Raw genomic sequence first — 16390 nt, 5'->3', positions numbered from 1 at the left:
GGGTCGTATTGCTTGTGTCTTCACCTTCAGATTACTCATGGCTGAACATTAAAATGTGATCTGCGTCACTAAATGGTGCCTTGCTGCGAAGGGGAGGGGGAAATTGTGATCTTTTCCCGTTCTGCACCAAAAAGCACTTGAGCTCGACGAAACAGGCAGGCAGTATGGGGAAACTTGGATCGTTTCTGTCCCTTCGTGGCAGCGCCGCATGTCGACCTCATGTCCGGTTTTCACCGCTTAGTCTCGCATCTTTCGCACTTCCCCCCGCACCGCCCTTGCCGACGTGCGCGCTGAGAATGTGGGCGCTATCGAGTCGTCAGGGACTTGAACGTGGTTGTTGTGGTGTTGGAGTAGTACATGAAACAGCAAGCCACTCAGATGATGTGGTTTTATGATCGGCAACATGCCCAGTGGAGTCTGTCCGATCATGCCTCCTACCAGCTCTGGCAAGGGGAGGGGCCTCACCCCTGGTTCGGGCAACTGGCGGCAGATGACGAGGCCGGCTTTGCCGACTTTCTCGCCAGACTCTACCACTCCCAGCAACCGGCCCAGTTCATAGGCCACCTCGGCGACGAGAACGGCGAGGTGCGTCACGTGCTCTGGAGCGGCCAGTACGTACCGGCCCAGCAGATGTGCTGTGGCTGGATTGCGCCGCTCGACACCACCCGCAGCACCCAGCTGCCCGCCGATCTCTCCCAGCAACTGCCACTGCTGCAAGACCCTCTGCTGACCCAGCTGGCTCAGGCGCTCTCCGCCCGGACCGGGCTCGATTTCTTCAATACCCTGGTCAGCCAGCTTGCCCACATTCTGGTGGCGGATGCGGTCTGGCTGGCGGAGCGCACCGGCAGCGAGCGGCTCAAGGTGCTGGCCTGTCACGGCATCGACCTCAAGGAGTACGAGCTGGCGGGCATGCCGTGTCAGCAGGTCTACCAGCGCGGCGAGACCTGCATCCTGCCGCTCACCGCCGAGCATCTGCACTGCGCCGGCTTCAAGGCAGGGCAGGGCTACTACGGCCTGCCCCTGTGCGATCGCAACGGCCAGCTGCTGGGGCACCTGGCGCTGCTCTTCTCCGATCAGAGCGCGATCCCCAATCTGGGCTCGGTGCTGACCACCTTCTCCATGCGCATGGTGGCGGAGCTGGAGCGGCTGCAGAGCGACGCCCAGCTGCGCCTCTCGGCGGTGGCCTTCGAAACCCACGAAGGGATCATCATCACCGACCCCGACTTCAAGATCCTGCGAGTCAACCACGCCTTCAGCCAGATCACCGGCTTTGACAGCCAGCGAGTCATCGGCCTGCATCTGGGCAACGATCTCTGGTGCGGACTGGGGGGGCTTGGCTACGAGCTCGGCAGCCTGAGCCGCTGGCAGGGGGAGACCCAGCGCCTGCACGCGGATGGCTATCCCTATCCGCAGTGGGAAATCGTCACCCCGGTGCAGGATGACAGGGGGGCGATCAGCCACTTCGTCATCTGCTTCGAGGATATTTCCGAGCGCAAGGAGGCGGAGCGCCGCATTCAGGATCTCGCCTACTACGACGAGTTGACCGGCCTGCCCAACCGCCGCCAACTGCACGAGACCCTGGCCCACGCCTTTGGCGAGGCGAGCCGCGACTATCTGATCGGCGCCCTGCTGTTCATCGATCTCGACCACTTCAAGACCATCAACGACTCCCTCGGCCACGCCACCGGCGACTGGCTGCTCAAGGAGGTGGCCAGCCGGCTCAAGCGGCTGGTACGCCAAGGGGATTGTCTGGCGCGCCTTGGTGGCGACGAGTTCGTACTGTTGCTGCCCTCCCTCTCGGCCAGTCCCCCCCAGGCGGAGATGCAGGCCGACCTTATCGCAGAGCGGCTCATCAGCGAGATTGCAGCCCCCTACAACCACGCCGGTCAGGTGCTGCACATCGGCGCCAGCGTCGGCATCACCCTGTTCCCCGGCCGGGAGCAGGGGGTGGACGATCTGCTCAAGCAGGCGGACACCGCCATGTATCAGGCCAAGTCGGCCGGTCGCAAGACCCGGCGCTTCTTCGACGCCTCCATGCAGCTGCAGGCGGATCGCCGGCTGCTCATCCACAACGAGCTGCGCAGCGCCCTCAACCAGCAGGAGCTGACCCTCTACTACCAGCCCCAGCACATGGTGGAGGGGGGAGACATCATCGGCGTCGAGGCGCTGATCCGCTGGCAGCCGCCCGGTCGGGCGCTGGTGTCGCCTGCCGAGTTCATCCCCATCGCCGAGGAGACGGACCTTATCGTCGACATCGGCAACTGGGTACTGTACGAGGCCTGCGCCCAGTACGTGCGCTGGGAGGAGAACGGCATCCACATCCCGCAGCTGTCGGTCAACGTCAGTGCCAAGCAGTTTCACGCCGCCGATTTTGTCGACCGGATCCACGACGTGCTGGCCTCCACCGGCATGGATCCCGCCAGCCTGAATCTGGAGATCACCGAATCCGTGGTGCTGGGGCACGCGGAAGACACCATCAGCAAGATGAGCGAGCTCAAAGCGCTCGGCATCAGCTTTGCCATCGACGACTTCGGCGCCGGCTACTCCTCCCTGAGCTACCTCAAGCGGCTGCCGGCGGACGAGCTCAAGATCGACCGCTCCTTCATCCAGGACATACCGCGCGATGGCGACAACATGGCCATCGTCGAGGCGGTGATCGCCATGGCGCGTCACATGGGATTCAACGTGACGGCGGAGGGGGTGGAGTCGCGCCAGCAGCTGGAGTTTCTGCAGGCCCAGGGTTGCCACTTCTACCAGGGCTACCTGGCCTCCAAGCCGCTGCCGGTGCCCTATCTGGAGCGCTATGTGCGGCGCCTCGCCCGCAGTGAAAGCCTCGCCAGCGGCGAGTAAAAATAGTCTCGCCGGCGAGCTGTAGCCCCCGGGGTTAACGGGTAGAATGAGGGAATATGACACCACCGCCAACGGGCGGTGGCATTGCCTCTCAATGGAGACGTCTCTCGTGAAAGCCGTGCAGGGAATCATTTTATCGGCGCTGTGCGTGCCGGGGCTGCTGACGCAGGTGGCGGCGCAGACCTTGGAACAATCTCTCTATCGCCAGGCTTATGACGCTGTGCGTGCCGACGATCAGGCCCGTTTTCAGCAAATTCGTGCCCGTTTGACCCATTATCCGCTGCTGCCCTATCTCGACTACTACCAGCTGGCCTTCCGGCCCGGGGCGGCGGACTATGACGACGTGACCCGCTTCATCCGCGAGCACGGCGACACCCCCCAATCCAACCGGCTGGAGCGCAGCTACCTCACCTATCTGGCCCAGAGCCAGCAGTGGTCCCAGTTCCTGCGTTTCTATCCGGCCAAGCCCAACTCCACCGATCTGCTCTGCATGCACTATCAGGCGCGCTACTACACAGGTCAGCAGAGCCAGGCGCTGCAGGAGGCGGGCAAGCTATGGCTGAGTGGCCAGTCCCGTCCCGATGCTTGCGATCCCCTGTTCCAGCTCTGGCAGCAGGCGGGCTTGCGCACCCAGGAGAAGATCTGGACCCGCATGACCTTGGCCTTCGAGGCGGAGAACCCGAACCTCATCCGCCACCTCGGCGCCCAGCTTGGCAGTGGCATGAAGGCTTATGGGGATCAGATGATCACCCTGTTTGAGCAGCCCGCCAAGGCGATGAACACGGCCTATTTCACTAACGCCGCACCCTCCAAAAAGTTGCTGCTGCTGGGACTGGCCCGCTATGCCAACCAGCAGCCGGAGGCGGTGCTGGGGCAGCTCGGCTATCTGCGCTCGCGTTTTGCACTGAGCGCCGCCGAGCTCAAACCGGTGGAACGGGCGGTGGCCAGACGGCTGCTGCTGGATCGCTCCACTGCCCAGCGTAGCTGGCTGGATGCCACCGTAGTGCGCCAGGCCGACCCGGATCTGCTGGAGCTGCGGGCCCGGCTCGCCATCTGGGAGCAGGACTGGAAAGGACTCTCCGGCTGGGTCAAGCGCATGCCCATGGGCCTGCAGAAGGAGGATCGCTGGCGCTACTGGCTGGCGCGCTCGCTGGAAGTGCAGGGCCAACAGAAACCGGCGCGGGATCTCTATCTGGAGACCGCCAATCTGCGCGGTTTCTACGGCTTCATGGCGGCGCAGCGCACCGGCGTGCCCTATCGGATGAAGAACCAGAGCGTGGCGCACAAGGTGCCGGACTGGCGCACCGCCAGCCGCCGCTGGCCCTTCCTGCTGCGGGTGCGCGAGTTGCTCGACATGAACGAGATCACGGCGGCGCGGGCGGAGTGGATCCACAACATGGATCGCAACCCGGTGGCCCAGCGCCTCGAGTTTGGTCACATCGCCCTCAATCAGGGCTGGCACGAGCTGGCCATTCTGGCCAGCATCCGGGCCGAGGCCTGGGATGCCCTCGACTTGCGCTTCCCGCTGCCGCTCAAGCACACCTTCTCCCAGATGGCGCAGGAGCGAACCATGAACACCAGTCTGCTCTACGCCATCTCCCGCCAAGAGAGCGCCCTCTACCCGCTGGCGCAGTCGCCGGTGGGGGCGAGGGGACTGATGCAGCTGATGCCGACCACCGCCAAGGAGACGGCCAGCAAGCTGGGGGTGCCCTATCGCAACGAGCAGCAGCTGTTTGATCCCGCCATGAACATCCGCCTTGGCAGCGCCTATCTCAAGCGGCTGCTGGATGTGTATGACGGCAACCGGATCCTGGCGGCGGCGGCCTACAACGCCGGCCCCGGCCGGGTCAAACGCTGGCGCGATCAGAGTGCGGACAAGCCGATGGATGTCTGGGTCGAGAGCATTCCCTACAAGGAGACGCGCAATTATGTGCAGAACGTGCTGTCGTTCGACCTCATCTATCAGCACAAGCTGCAGCAGCCGCTGCGCTTCATGTCCGAGCGCGAGCTGAGTCACGCTTATTGAGACGGCTGCCGCCTGGGCGGCAGCCGGATTCCCATTCCTTCCCCAAAATGGTTATTATCCCATAAGGTTTTGTTACAAAAGGAAACCTGCCAGGTGATCGGGCGCCCTCTCTTGGTCTGGCAGGTTCGTTATAATCGCCCGTTCAACACAGACAGGCTTCCCCAACAAAGGAATTGATAGTGGCAACGATTAAAGACGTTTCCCGGTTGGCTAATGTGTCCATTTCAACTGTGTCGCGAGTCATCAACAACACGGCGCAGGTGGCACCAGAAAAGCGTGAGGCCGTATTGGCGGCCATGAAGGAACTGAATTTTCGTCCCAACAGTTTTGCCCAGGCGCTGGTCAGCAAGCGCTCCAACTGCATCGGCGTGCTGGTGGGGGATCTGTGTGGTGGCCCCTTCTTCGCCCAGATGATGCGCGGCATCGAGAGCGTGGTGGACAAGGCGGACAAGTTCACCATCGTCATGTCCGGCAATCACGACGAGGTGCGCGAGCGCCACGCCATCCAGGCCCTGCTGCAGCGCCAGTGCGATGCGCTGATCCTGCACAGCAAGGCGCTGCCCGACGAGGAGCTGAGCGAGCTGGTGGCGGGCAGCACACCGGTGGTCTTCATCAACCGCCAGGTGCCGGGCGCCGAAGATCGCTGCGTCTGGCTGGACAACCAGGCCGGCATCACCACCGCCTGCCAGCACCTGCTGGATGCAGGCCATCGCAAGATTGCCTTCGTCACCTCGGACGATGAAGAGTTCGTCGATGGTCAGCAGCGGATGGCCGGATATCACCACGCCCTGCAGCGGGCCGGCATCGCGATCGATCCTGCTCTCATCGGCCGCGCCTTTGCCGACGAGAACGGTGGCTACGTGGCGATGGGCGAGCTGCTGGATCGGGGCGTCGAGTTTACCGCCGTGCTCGGCTTCAACGACGCCATGGTAGCGGGGGCCATCTCCTGTCTGCTGGAGCGCGGTTACAAGATCCCGCAGCAGATTTCGGTGGTGGGTTTTGATGACATTCCCTATGCCCGTTACATCTATCCCAAGCTCACCACGGTGCGTTACCCCATCGAGGAGATGGGCGGCCGGGCTGCCGAGCTGGCGCTGAGCCTGCTGGATCACAAGCCGGCCGAGGGGTTGGAGCTCAAGTTCGAGGCCGAGTTGGTGAGACGGGAATCCGTCGCCTGAGTGGCCGACATTGGCCCTGAACGGGCCAATGTCGCTCCCGAATTTTGCAGAAAAATTGAAAGCGTTTTCAGAAATCCTTTTCAACTGTGATCCGCTTCAAAGCTTTTTGGACTGCCTGCCACTAGCATAGGCCCCACGAATTAGGAGCCTGCGCTCCCGATTTTCCCGCTGTGGGAGGTAACTGGTTAATCCAGCTATTTCCTTCGTTACTTTCGACGGTCATCATGGATGGCCGTTTTTTTTTTGCCAGGATTTTGTCATGACAACAGAGCGTGAATACCAGACCGGGATCGTGGGGGCAGGCTGGCTGGGACTGCCGCTGGCCCGGGCGCTGCAGGCCGAGGGCCGCCAGGTGGCGGTGACGGTCAGCTCGGCCGAAAAAGCCGCGCAGCTGACCGCAGAGGGGGTGAAGGCCTGGCCGCTGCAACTGGGCACCGGGCTGACCGCCCTGCCGTTTCGCTGCCGCGAGCTGGTGATCTGCGTGCCGCCGAGCAAGGTCGAGGATTACCCGGCCGCCATCGGGCGGGTGGCCGAACTGGCGCAGGTCACCGGCGTGCAGCGGCTGCTGTTCGTGAGTGCCACCTCGGTCTGGGCGCCGGGGCAGGGGGAGGATGAACACCCCATGCCTGCCCACGAGCGCGGGATGCGGATGCTGGCCGCCGAGCAGGCGGCGATGGGGGCCGGCATTCCCTGTGCCATGGTGCTGCGCCCGGCCGGGCTGTACGGGCCATTGCGCCATCCCGGCCGCTTCCTGGCGGGCAAGACCCAGGAGGGGGGCGGCCAGGCGGTGAACCTGGTGCACCTGGATGACGTGGTGGCCGCTTGTCAGTTGTTGCTGGCGCAGGGAAAGGATGGGGATGCCTACAACCTGAGCGCACCAGTGCACCCGCGCCGGGAGCAGTTCTACCCCTTTGCCGCGCGTCAGTTGGGCCTGCTGGCCCCGGTCTTCATTGAGCCGGCCGGCCGGTTTGCTCCCGTCGAGGGGCTGCGCATCTGTGAGCAGCTCGGCTTTGTCTATCGCTGGCCCGATCCGGCGCACTGGTTTGCCGAGCTGGCGGCCCGGGGGCTCTGAGCATACTGCCCGGTGCTATGTGTGGCTATGGCGGTGAGGCACAGGCGGCTCCGCTCCTTGGTCGGGCCTGCCGTTTGACGGGCAATTGAGGTTTGCCAAGGGGGAGCTCGCCCCCTATCATGCCGCCATCCATATAGAGAGAGCGGTAATGATGGTAGATACAAGACGTCACCCCGATGGGGAACTGTTGCTGAGAACCCTGGCAATGCCAGCCGATACCAACCCCAATGGCGATATCTTCGGGGGCTGGATCATGTCCCAGATGGATATAGGTGGGGGCATCATGGCCAAGGAGCTGGCAAAAGGACGTATTTGTACCGTATCCGTCGAGGGCATGACCTTTCACAGCCCGGTCAAGGTGGGCGACGTGGTGTGCTGCTACGGGCGCTGCCTGAAGATTGGTCGCAGTTCCATGCGGCTGAAGCTGGAGGTGTGGGTCAAGCCGGTGTTGCGTGAAAACGAAGCCCAGCGCTACTGCGTCACCGAGGGGATCTTCACCTATGTCGCCATCGACGAACAGGGAAAATCCCGCCCGGTACCGGTCTGATCCGGGTCAGATCAGCCGGGCGTTGATGATGGATATTTCCTGCTCAAACCCGGTTTTTTGCCGTATCATGCGTTCCAGCATCTCTTCCGAGCCGACGCACTGCTGGGTGTCGAACAGGCAGAGATCGCACTGGGGATCCCGTCTGATCTGATAGACGGTGGAAAGCTCCACTTGATGACAATTTCCTTGTTGATCATAAAACGTCACGCGGTACTGGTGCTGTCTCGCCATCGTTGAATTCCTTCTGGATGAGCCGGGCCGGACACGAGTTATGAGCCTAGTCGGCAGCGATGACGTTTGGGATGGTCATGACACAATGCAGAGGCAGGTGGTTGTTAGCCAATGAAAAATAGTTATCGCATTCTGGGTACGTCGCTGCTGACGTTGGGACTGGTCGGCTGTTTCGAGGTGCCGGATCAGGATCACCTGGTCACGGCGCAGGGCATCATCCCCGGCGCCAGCTGCCAGAAGCCGCCGCTGGTGGCGCTGGCCTCCACCGCCTTGCCCCGCGAGTTTGGCATTACCGTCTGGAATCTCTACAAGGGTCAGCGCAAAAACTGGCGCGAGGGACTGGACGAGTATGCCAAGGCCCAGGATCTGGTGCTGTTGCAGGAGTCGGCGACCCGCCCCGAGATGCTGGCGTGGCTCAAGGCCGGTGATTTCCAGTGGCAGCAGCTGCAGGCCTTTACCCAGGGCGGCGTCTCCTTCGGCGTGATGACGGTCGCCAAGACGCCGCAGGCGTTCGTGTGCGGCGTGCGCTCGCCCGAGCCGCTGCTGCGCATTCCCAAATCCGGTCTGGTCAGCCTCTACCCGTTGCAGGGGGATCCTGACGGTGTGCTGGTGGTCAACCTGCATGCGGTCAACTTCGAGCTGGGGATGGCGACCTTTCGCGAGCAGATCAACGATCTGACCGCTCTCATTCATCGTCACCAGGGGCCCGTCATTCTGGCCGGGGATTTCAATACCTGGAGCGACAAGCGGGAGTTCTGGCTGAAGCAGCTGGTAAGCGATCTGGGGCTGCAGGAGGCGATCCCGATGCCGGATCTGCGCCGGACCGCCTTCGGCCGGCCGCTCGATCACCTCTACTACCGCAATCTGGATCTGGTGGAAGTGAGCAGCCCGGCGACCGATGCCTCGGATCACAATCCCATCGTGGCCCGTTTCGCGGCCCAGGCCATCACCCCCTAAGCCCTGCTCCAGATAAAAAAATACCCCGCATCAGGCGGGGTATTTTTTTATGAAGTGATGAACGATCAGCTGTTGTTCTTCACGAACAGGGTCAGCTCCTGACCCGGCTTGAGGTAATCGCTCTTGCCCAGCTGATTCCAGCGCATCACGTCCATCACGGCGACCTGAAAGCGGGCTGCGATGGAGGAGAGGGAATCGCCGCGGCGCACCTGATAGACCATGGACTTGTTGCCGCCCTTGCCCTGCTTGGGCCAGACCACCAGCTTCATGCCAGGTTTCAGGGCCGATTTGGCGTTGAGACCGTTCCACTTGGCCAGCTCGTCATGGGTCACCCCGTGTGCCTGGCTGATGCTCCACAGATTGTCGCCGGCCCGTACCTTGTACTGGATCTTGCCGCTGCCACGGCTGGCGAGCTGCTGTGGCTTGCTCTGGACGCTCTGGCTGACCACCGGTTTGCTGCCGCTGGTCGGGAGCATCAGGGTCTGACCACGGCGCAGGTTGTTGCTGCGCAGGTTGTTGGCCAGCTTGATCTGCTGCACGCTCACCCCGTGATTCTGGGCGATGCGGGAGAGAGTGTCGCCACTGGTCACCTGATAGGAGCGGGTGCGGATGCGCTCGCTCTGCGGCAGGTCGGCCAGGGCCAGCTCCAGGGTATCGGCATATTCAACCGGTACCAGCAGGCGATAGGGGCCCTTGGGCGAGGTCGACCAGCGGGTCAGCGCCGGATTGACCTCTTTCAGCTGGGCCGGGCGCAGGCCCGCCAGCTGGGCTGCCACGTTCAGGTCGATCTGACCCCCCGTGTTGACCACCCGCAGTTGCGGTTTGTTGGCCAGCACCGGCAGGGTGACATTGTACTTGTCCGCATTGCGGATCATGTCAGCCATGGCCAGGATCTTGGGCACGTACATCCGGGTCTCGCGAGGCAGATCGAGCGACCAGTAGTCGGTCGGCCGGCCAGCCTTCTGATTGCGGATGATGGCGTTGCGCACCCGTCCTTCACCGGCATTGTAGGCGGCCAGCGTCTGCAGCCAGTCGCCGTCGAAGAAACGGTTCAGGTACTCCAGATAATCCAGCGCGGCATTGGTGGAGGCCAGTACATCGCGGCGGCCGTCGTACCAGTTGTCGTGGCGCAGGCCGAAGTTCTTGCCGGTCGCAGGAACGAACTGCCACAGACCCACCGCATTGCTGCGGGAACGGGCGTGGGGATCGAACATGCTCTCGATCATGGGAATGGTAATAAGCTCCATTGGCAGCTCACGCCGTTCGATTTCCTCTACCATCAGATACAGGTAGGGCTCAGCCCGGCTGGCAATGGTCGCCAGATGCTTATCATTGCGCAACAACCAATCACGCTGCTGGCGGACACGATCGTTCTCCTGCGGATCAAACTGCATATCATCGCTGATACGCACCCACAGGTTATCGGTGTCATCCAGTTCGTCGATCTGTTCGTCACCGAACAGGAAGCGCGCAGAATGTTTTTTATACGCTTTTTTGTTGACTTGGGGGGACTTGATCGGCTCGATTGCCGTTAGCGCCCGGTCATCCTGATGGCTCAGGTTTTGGCAGCCGCTGAGAAACAGCGCCGCCAATAAGGCCGTTCGTACCTTCATCTCGCTCAGGTCATCTTTGGGAAAAACAGCTCGCATCATAAGGGGCAATGGCCCCCTGATCAAGGTTTGTTCAAAAAACATCCTTCCATTGGCGCAGGATCGTGAAGGTATCTACCGGATTTTCCACGCATTTCAGAGCGTGTTTCTCAGCAGAAAATTTCACGGAATCCAGCTCGCAACGCAGAAAAACATTGAAGCGCTTCTCATCTCCCAGCCGTGAGGGGAGACTCGGCAGGCCCTGCTGGCGCAGCTTGCTGATCAGCCCGATCTGTTGCTGGATCGCCTGGTTGTCGGGCTCGACAGCGTGGGCGAAGCGCAGGTTGGAGAGGGTGTACTCGTGGGCACAATAAATGAGGGTGTCATCGGGCAGGGCGGCGAGGCGCTGCAACGATCCGAACATCTGGGCCGGGGTCCCTTCGAACAGGCGGCCGCAGCCGGCACTGAAGAGGGTGTCGCCACAAAACAGCATGCCGTGACCGTGGTAGGCGATGTGACCGTGGGTGTGACCGGGCACGTGGATCACCTCGAGGCTCAGGCCGTGCCAGTTGATCTGATCCCCGTCATCGAGCCACTGGCCGTGGTGCGCCGGCATGGGGTCAAGCTTGGGGCCATAGAGGCGGGCATGGGGAAAATGTTCCAGCAACTCGCCCACGCCGCCCACATGATCGTGATGGTGGTGGGTAAGCAGGATGGCATCCAGTTGCAGCTCCAGCACGGCCAGCCGTTCCAGCACGGGAGTGGCCTCGCCCGGATCGACGACCAGGCAGTGATTTTCGTGTCGGATCAACCAGATGTAGTTGTCGTTAAAGGCCGGAACTGTGATCACTGGATACATGTGTCTGCTTCTCTTTATGGAGGGTATCTTATATAACTGGATGGCGTTCGAACCCCAAGTTGAGCCCTATTATGCAGGTGGCACGTACCGAACAACAAATCGAGATCCCGACCAGCTGGTCGGCACTGCCCATGGGGGACTGGGTAGCGGCCGAGATCCAGGAGCGACTCGACAGCTGGTGTCCGCATCTGTTTGGTTATCATCTGCTGAAGGTTGGCGCGCTGAGCGCCGAGCTCTCCTGCGGTTGCTCCTCCATTCGCCACCAGATAGGGATCGCCCCTGGCGGTCGCCTGCTGGATCTCAAGGGGGATCCGCTGGCCTTGCCGGTACGCACCGGCAGCGTGGATGCCTGCCTGCTGGCCCACTGTCTCGATTTTTCGCCCGACCCGCACCAAGTGCTGCGGGAGGCGGAGCGGGTACTGACCGACGATGGCTGGATCATCGTCAGCGGCTACAATCCGCTCAGTCTGGTCGGCATCGGCCATTGCCTGCCTTTCCTGCGTCAACATCTGCCCTGGTCCGCCCGCATGTTCATCCCGGCACGGGTCACCGACTGGTTGCAGCTGCTTGGCTGCGAGGTGATGTTTGACGAGCGCTTCGGTTATTCGTTCATGGGCAGGCAGAGCCGGATCGGCTGGTGGCGGGAGAGTGTGGGGCGGGATTACTGTCGGCCGTTTGCGTCTGTCTACGTGATAGCGGCGCGCAAACGGCGCTTCCCCCTGACACCGGTGCGCCGTCGCTGGCGTCTGCCGGGTTCCATCGCCACGCCGGGGATGGCGCGCCAGGGCGGCTAGTCGTCAGCCGCCGATCAGGCTCATGCGTCAGAGGGGAAGGCTGTCAGGGTTGATAGCCGGTATCTTCGGCCAGCTGTTTGCCGCTGGCGGCCTCGCGGGCCAGTTCATCGCAGCGCTCGTTCTCCGGGTGTCCGGAGTGCCCCTTGACCCAGAGCCACTCGATCTGGTGGCGACTGACTTCCGCATCCAGCGCTTTCCAGAGATCGACGTTCTTGACCGGTTGACGGTTGGCGGTCATCCATCCCTTCTTCTTCCAGCCGATGATCCACTGGGTGATCCCCTGGCGCACATACTGGCTGTCGGTGGTGAGGCGTACCTGGCAGGGCTCGTTCAGGGTGCGCAGCCCCATGATGGCGGCCATCAGCTCCATCCGGTTATTGGTGGTGAGGCGAAAGCCGGCGGCGATCTCCTTGCGATGCTTGCCGTAGACCATGACGGCACCATAACCACCCGGGCCCGGGTTGCCGAGGCAGGAACCATCCGTATACAAATCAATCTGTTTTAACATGAGGCTTGGGGTAAACTAGCGGGTAAAGCCGAAGTTTGACATAGATTGGATCATGAGCACACCCCAACTGAATCGCCAGATCATTCTGGATACTGAAACCACTGGTATGAACACGGCCGGTGGCCCCGTCTATCTGGGACACCGGATCATCGAGATCGGCTGTGTGGAGGTGATCAACCGCAAGCTGACCGGGAACCACTTCCACGTCTACATCAAGCCGGACCGGCTGGTGGACCCGGAAGCCATCCAGGTGCACGGCATTACCGACGAGTTTTTGCGTGACAAGCCGTCGTTCAGCCAGATTGCCGACGAGTTCATTGAGTTTATCCGCGGCGCCGAGCTGATTGCCCACAACGCGCCGTTTGACGTGAGCTTCATGGACTATGAGTTCAGCAAGCTCGGCCTCAATTTCAAGACCGCCGACATCTGCGGCATCACGGATACCCTGGCGATGGCGCGGGACCTGTTCCCGGGCAAGCGCAACAACCTGGACGTGCTGTGCGATCGCTACGGTATCGACAACTCGCACCGTACCCTGCACGGGGCCTTGCTCGATGCGGAGATCCTGGCAGACGTCTACCTGTTGATGACGGGTGGCCAGACCAAACTGAACCTGGCCACCGAGAGCAACGAGAATGAAAGCAACCAGGACACCAGTATCCGGCGGCTGGAGAGCAACCGTCCACCGCTCAAGGTGATCCGGGCCAGTGCCGACGTTGAGGCGGTACACGAGGCGCGGCTGGATCTGGTGCAGAAGAAGGGAGGAGCCTGCCTGTGGCGGCAATGAGCAAGCTATGGGGCGGCCTGTTGCTGCTGGCCTCGCTGACGGCTGGGGCCAACGAGGTATTTGCCCCCTCCGACATCCCCCTGCTCGATAATCGCTTTCGCATCGATTACGGGGTGAAGGAGATCACCTTCATCGTGACGCGCAAGCCGGGCACCCCGTCGGTGATCCTGGTGCGGCCCGATGGCAGCAAGCTCTATGTGAGCAAGGTGACGCCGCCCGATGTGGGCTGGCTGGCGCTCAAGGATCAGGATCTCATTACCATCCGCAATCCCATGCCGGGCCCCTGGCAGGCCATTGGCGAGGTGGACCACGACAACCGGGTGCGCCTGCTGTCGAACATCAAGCTGGAAACCGATCTGTTGCCGACCCAGCTTTATCAGGGGGAGAAGGTCAAGCTCAAATCCTGGCTGCTGATCGACGACGCGCCCCCCAAGGATGGCTACTACCTGTCCGATCTCGGCATGACGGTGAGATTGCAGCGTTTCAATGACGCCAAGCCGGAGGGGGAGCCGGTGGTCGATGAGGTGCTCGGTCACTATCGTGACGATGGCAAGGGGCTCGACGAGGTGCCAGGCGACGGCATCATGACCGCCGAGGCGGTGCTGGATGTGCCTGCCGGGAAATACCGGGCCATGTACAGCACAGGCAATCAGGTCTTCTCCCGTGCCCGCTATCAGGATGTGCTGATCTATCCGCTACCTGTCAGTTACTCCCTGGCGCCTCCCTCCCAGGAGTTCGGGGCCAAGCTCTCCTTCCTGATCGACGTGGATGAACTGGATCCCGCTTCCGTGGTGATCCAGGGCAAGGCGAGCAGCACGGTCGGGACCAGCATGGCGTTCAATGCGGTGGCCACCGAACACAAGGTGGAGGTGGATCTCTCCGCCATCAAGGAAGTCGGCCAATATGAGGTGACGGCTACCCTGTTTGGCACGACCCGCTTGGGCCGCGAAATTCAGGTGAGCCTGCCGGTCAAATCCTTCAATATCTTCCCGGTGCTGGCAACGCCGCCATCGGCCGCCTCTGTCGCGTCAGAAGCCTCGGCGGCAATTCCGAGCCAGGTCAAATTCGAGGAAAAGGAGAGCGGCGGCTGGCTGGTTTGGCTGCTGGGTGGCGCTGGCATATTATTGCTGCTTCTGCTCGGCGGCGTGGGCTTCATCGTGCTGCAAAAGCGGCGGGCGCTGAAAAAAGCCATGGCATCGCAAAAAGCCGAGAGCGAGAGCGCCAAGCCGGAGGCCAAGCTGGATCTCAACCTGCCCGAACAGTAGGAGAGGGGAATGCTGTAAGCAGCAAAAAGCCGCCTGTCAGGGCGGCTTTTTCTATATGTGCAGATTATTGGGGTGGTTGAACAACCCATCCAGCTCAATGTTCCCCGACGTATATATCCTTGTGCTGTTCGCGGATCTCGAGGAATTTATCGAGGTTGGCCAGCATCAGCTCCACCAGCTGGGGGTCGAAGTGCTGGCCTTTCTCCTCCTGGATCAGCGCCAGAACCTTGTCCAGCGGCCAGGCCTTCTTGTAGCAGCGATCCGAGCCGAGTGCATCGAACACGTCGGCCAGCGCCACTACCCGCCCTTCCAGCGGAATGGCATCGCCCTTGAGGCCACGGGGATAGCCGCTGCCGTTCCACTTTTCGTGGTGGTTGCCGGCGATGGTGGCACCAATCTGGAACAGCGCCAGATCGCTGCCGGAGAGCATGTCCTGCCCCAGCTGGGCGTGGGTCTTCATGATCTCCCACTCCTCCGGGGTCAGCTTGCCCGGTTTGTGCAGGATGGCATCCGGAATGCCCACCTTGCCGATGTCGTGCAGCGGAGAGGCGCGCTTGATGAGCTCGCTCTGCTCCTCGCTCATGCCCAGCAACTGGCAGAACAGCTCGGTATAGAGGGCGACCCGCTTGACGTGCAGGCCGGACTCCTTGGAGCGGGTCTCCACCAGTTCGCCAATGCGGTAGATGATCTCGCGCTGGTTGTCGGCGATGACCTCGTTGAGTCGGATGTTCTCCAGCGCCACTATGATGTTTTCGGTGAACAGGCTGAGCAGGCCCGTATCCATCTGGCTGAGCTGGCGAGTGGTCTCGATGTGAAACAGCAGATGATGGCGTGGATTCTGGCAGTAGAGCACCATCTGGTTGCCGTCATAGACGTTGGCGCGATTGTTCATGGCCTGACGCAGGATGACGGGAGCATCGGCCAGACGCAGCGACGGATGGCCCGGCAGCAGAGGTTCCAGGATCTGATCCCGTACCTCGTAGGCATACTGCTTCACATCATAGATATGTGAATCTTCCAGATTGAGCAGGGCACTGAGCTGCTCTTGGGCCCCTTCGACAAACTGCCGCAGTGCCCGCTTCTCGAAGATCCCTTTGGAGGCCTCGATGACCTTCTCCAGCCCCTGGCGGTTGCTCTCGAGAGTACGGATGTCGCGATAGGAGCGCAGGCTGGCCCGCAGCAGGGTGCGCAGCTTTTGGGAGGTGAGCTCGGTCTTGTCCTTGTAGTCGTTGATGTCGTAGTTGCTGACCACGTCATCTTCCGGGGCTTGGCCCGGCTGACCGGTACGCAGCACGATGCGCACCATCTTGTTTTGCAGATCCTCGCGCACGAATTTGACCACATCGAGACCGGCGTGATCGACCTCCATGACCACGTCCAGCAGCAGCAAGGCCACGTCCGGGGTCTTGGCGAGCAGCTCCTTGGCCTGAGCGGCTGAATAAGCATGCAAAAATTCAATGGGTCTATTATCGAATTCAAACTTGCTCAGGGTGATCTTGGTGATGCGATGTACTTCGGGCTCATCGTCCACAATCATCACCTTCCATCCAGCTTGCTGGTCATCGAGAAGGGGCAGATCGTCATCGTCAATAATCAGGATTTGGTCATCCATCATGCAATCCTGTTTGGGATCCTGTGCTTACATTAACTGCTTCACTAAGGATAGGAAACTTATTGGGAAATAAAATTTGATCTGTGAAATCTCTTTGTCGTCATCCTGATCCTGC

Annotated in this window: 14 protein-coding genes; 9 read left to right on the top strand and 5 right to left on the bottom strand. The window is 61.5% G+C overall.

Annotated elements, in window-relative coordinates:
* Positions 1-357: 357 nt before the first annotated feature.
* The 5 genes from CK627_RS18285 (at position 358) to yciA (ending at position 7673) form a co-directional block, all read left to right on the top strand.
* Positions 358-2850 carry a putative bifunctional diguanylate cyclase/phosphodiesterase gene (locus CK627_RS18285; protein WP_026139253.1) on the top strand — a complete coding sequence of 831 codons (2493 nt, stop codon included), beginning with the start codon at positions 358-360 and terminating at the stop codon, positions 2848-2850.
* Positions 2851-2959: 109 nt separating this feature from the next.
* The gene (locus CK627_RS18280; RefSeq protein WP_025201923.1) at positions 2960-4876 is read left to right on the top strand and encodes a transglycosylase SLT domain-containing protein; all 1917 of its coding nucleotides are present in this window, start codon (positions 2960-2962) and stop codon (positions 4874-4876) included.
* A 179-nt stretch (positions 4877-5055) separates the two neighbouring features.
* Positions 5056-6054 carry a LacI family DNA-binding transcriptional regulator gene (locus CK627_RS18275; RefSeq protein ID WP_054545194.1) on the top strand — a complete coding sequence of 333 codons (999 nt, stop codon included), beginning with the start codon at positions 5056-5058 and terminating at the stop codon, positions 6052-6054.
* A gap of 259 nt (positions 6055-6313) precedes the next feature.
* Positions 6314-7126 (top strand): Rossmann-fold NAD(P)-binding domain-containing protein, encoded by an 813-nt coding sequence (locus CK627_RS18270; protein WP_095593048.1) that lies wholly within the window; start codon positions 6314-6316, stop codon positions 7124-7126.
* A 148-nt stretch (positions 7127-7274) separates the two neighbouring features.
* On the top strand, positions 7275-7673 hold the full coding sequence (yciA, locus tag CK627_RS18265) for an acyl-CoA thioester hydrolase YciA (protein WP_024942822.1): 399 nt from the start codon (positions 7275-7277) through the stop codon (positions 7671-7673).
* 6 nt (positions 7674-7679) lie between these two features.
* Here yciA and CK627_RS18260 read toward each other — a convergent pair whose 3' ends face one another.
* On the bottom strand, positions 7680-7904 hold the full coding sequence (locus tag CK627_RS18260; RefSeq protein ID WP_005299261.1) for a hypothetical protein: 225 nt from the start codon (positions 7902-7904) through the stop codon (positions 7680-7682).
* A gap of 111 nt (positions 7905-8015) precedes the next feature.
* Between CK627_RS18260 and CK627_RS18255 the strand changes: the two genes are divergently transcribed.
* Positions 8016-8861 (top strand): endonuclease/exonuclease/phosphatase family protein, encoded by an 846-nt coding sequence (locus tag CK627_RS18255; protein WP_095593047.1) that lies wholly within the window; start codon positions 8016-8018, stop codon positions 8859-8861.
* 65 nt (positions 8862-8926) lie between these two features.
* Here CK627_RS18255 and CK627_RS18250 read toward each other — a convergent pair whose 3' ends face one another.
* Positions 8927-10474, bottom strand: a complete 1548-nt coding sequence (locus CK627_RS18250) for a lytic transglycosylase (protein ID WP_095593046.1) — start codon at positions 10472-10474, stop codon at positions 8927-8929.
* Between the two features lie 70 nt (positions 10475-10544).
* A complete protein-coding gene (gene gloB / locus CK627_RS18245) occupies positions 10545-11309 on the bottom strand; it encodes a hydroxyacylglutathione hydrolase (RefSeq protein ID WP_095593045.1) in 765 nt (254 codons plus the stop codon).
* A 71-nt stretch (positions 11310-11380) separates the two neighbouring features.
* Here gloB and CK627_RS18240 point away from each other — a divergent pair, with 71 nt between their 5' ends.
* Positions 11381-12103: a methyltransferase domain-containing protein gene (locus CK627_RS18240; RefSeq protein WP_167385431.1), complete on the top strand. Its 723-nt coding sequence runs from the start codon at positions 11381-11383 to the stop codon at positions 12101-12103.
* A gap of 43 nt (positions 12104-12146) precedes the next feature.
* Here the strand turns inward: CK627_RS18240 and rnhA are convergent, their stop codons facing one another.
* A complete protein-coding gene (gene rnhA, locus CK627_RS18235) occupies positions 12147-12611 on the bottom strand; it encodes a ribonuclease HI (RefSeq protein WP_005299276.1) in 465 nt (154 codons plus the stop codon).
* 52 nt (positions 12612-12663) lie between these two features.
* Between rnhA and dnaQ the strand changes: the two genes are divergently transcribed.
* Together dnaQ and CK627_RS18225 are read left to right on the top strand one after the other, a co-directional pair.
* Complete coding sequence (dnaQ, locus tag CK627_RS18230) at positions 12664-13398, top strand: DNA polymerase III subunit epsilon (RefSeq protein ID WP_042050764.1); 735 nt, start codon at positions 12664-12666, stop codon at positions 13396-13398.
* Positions 13395-14663, top strand: coding sequence for a TIGR03503 family protein (locus CK627_RS18225; protein ID WP_095593043.1), 1269 nt, complete (start codon positions 13395-13397; stop codon positions 14661-14663). The genes dnaQ and CK627_RS18225 overlap by 4 nt, the downstream gene beginning before the upstream one ends.
* Before the next feature lie 94 nt (positions 14664-14757).
* On the opposite strand, the gene CK627_RS18220 is transcribed toward CK627_RS18225, so the two are convergent.
* Entirely contained in the window at positions 14758-16275 is a 1518-nt protein-coding gene (locus CK627_RS18220) for an HD domain-containing phosphohydrolase (RefSeq protein ID WP_005299285.1), read from the bottom strand.
* Positions 16276-16390 lie beyond the last annotated feature (115 nt).

Source organism: Aeromonas dhakensis (genome assembly GCF_002285935.1).
GTDB lineage: Bacteria > Pseudomonadota > Gammaproteobacteria > Enterobacterales > Aeromonadaceae > Aeromonas > Aeromonas dhakensis.
Note: the sequence above shows the minus strand (reverse complement) of the source record. Positions and strands in the feature narration are given on the sequence as shown.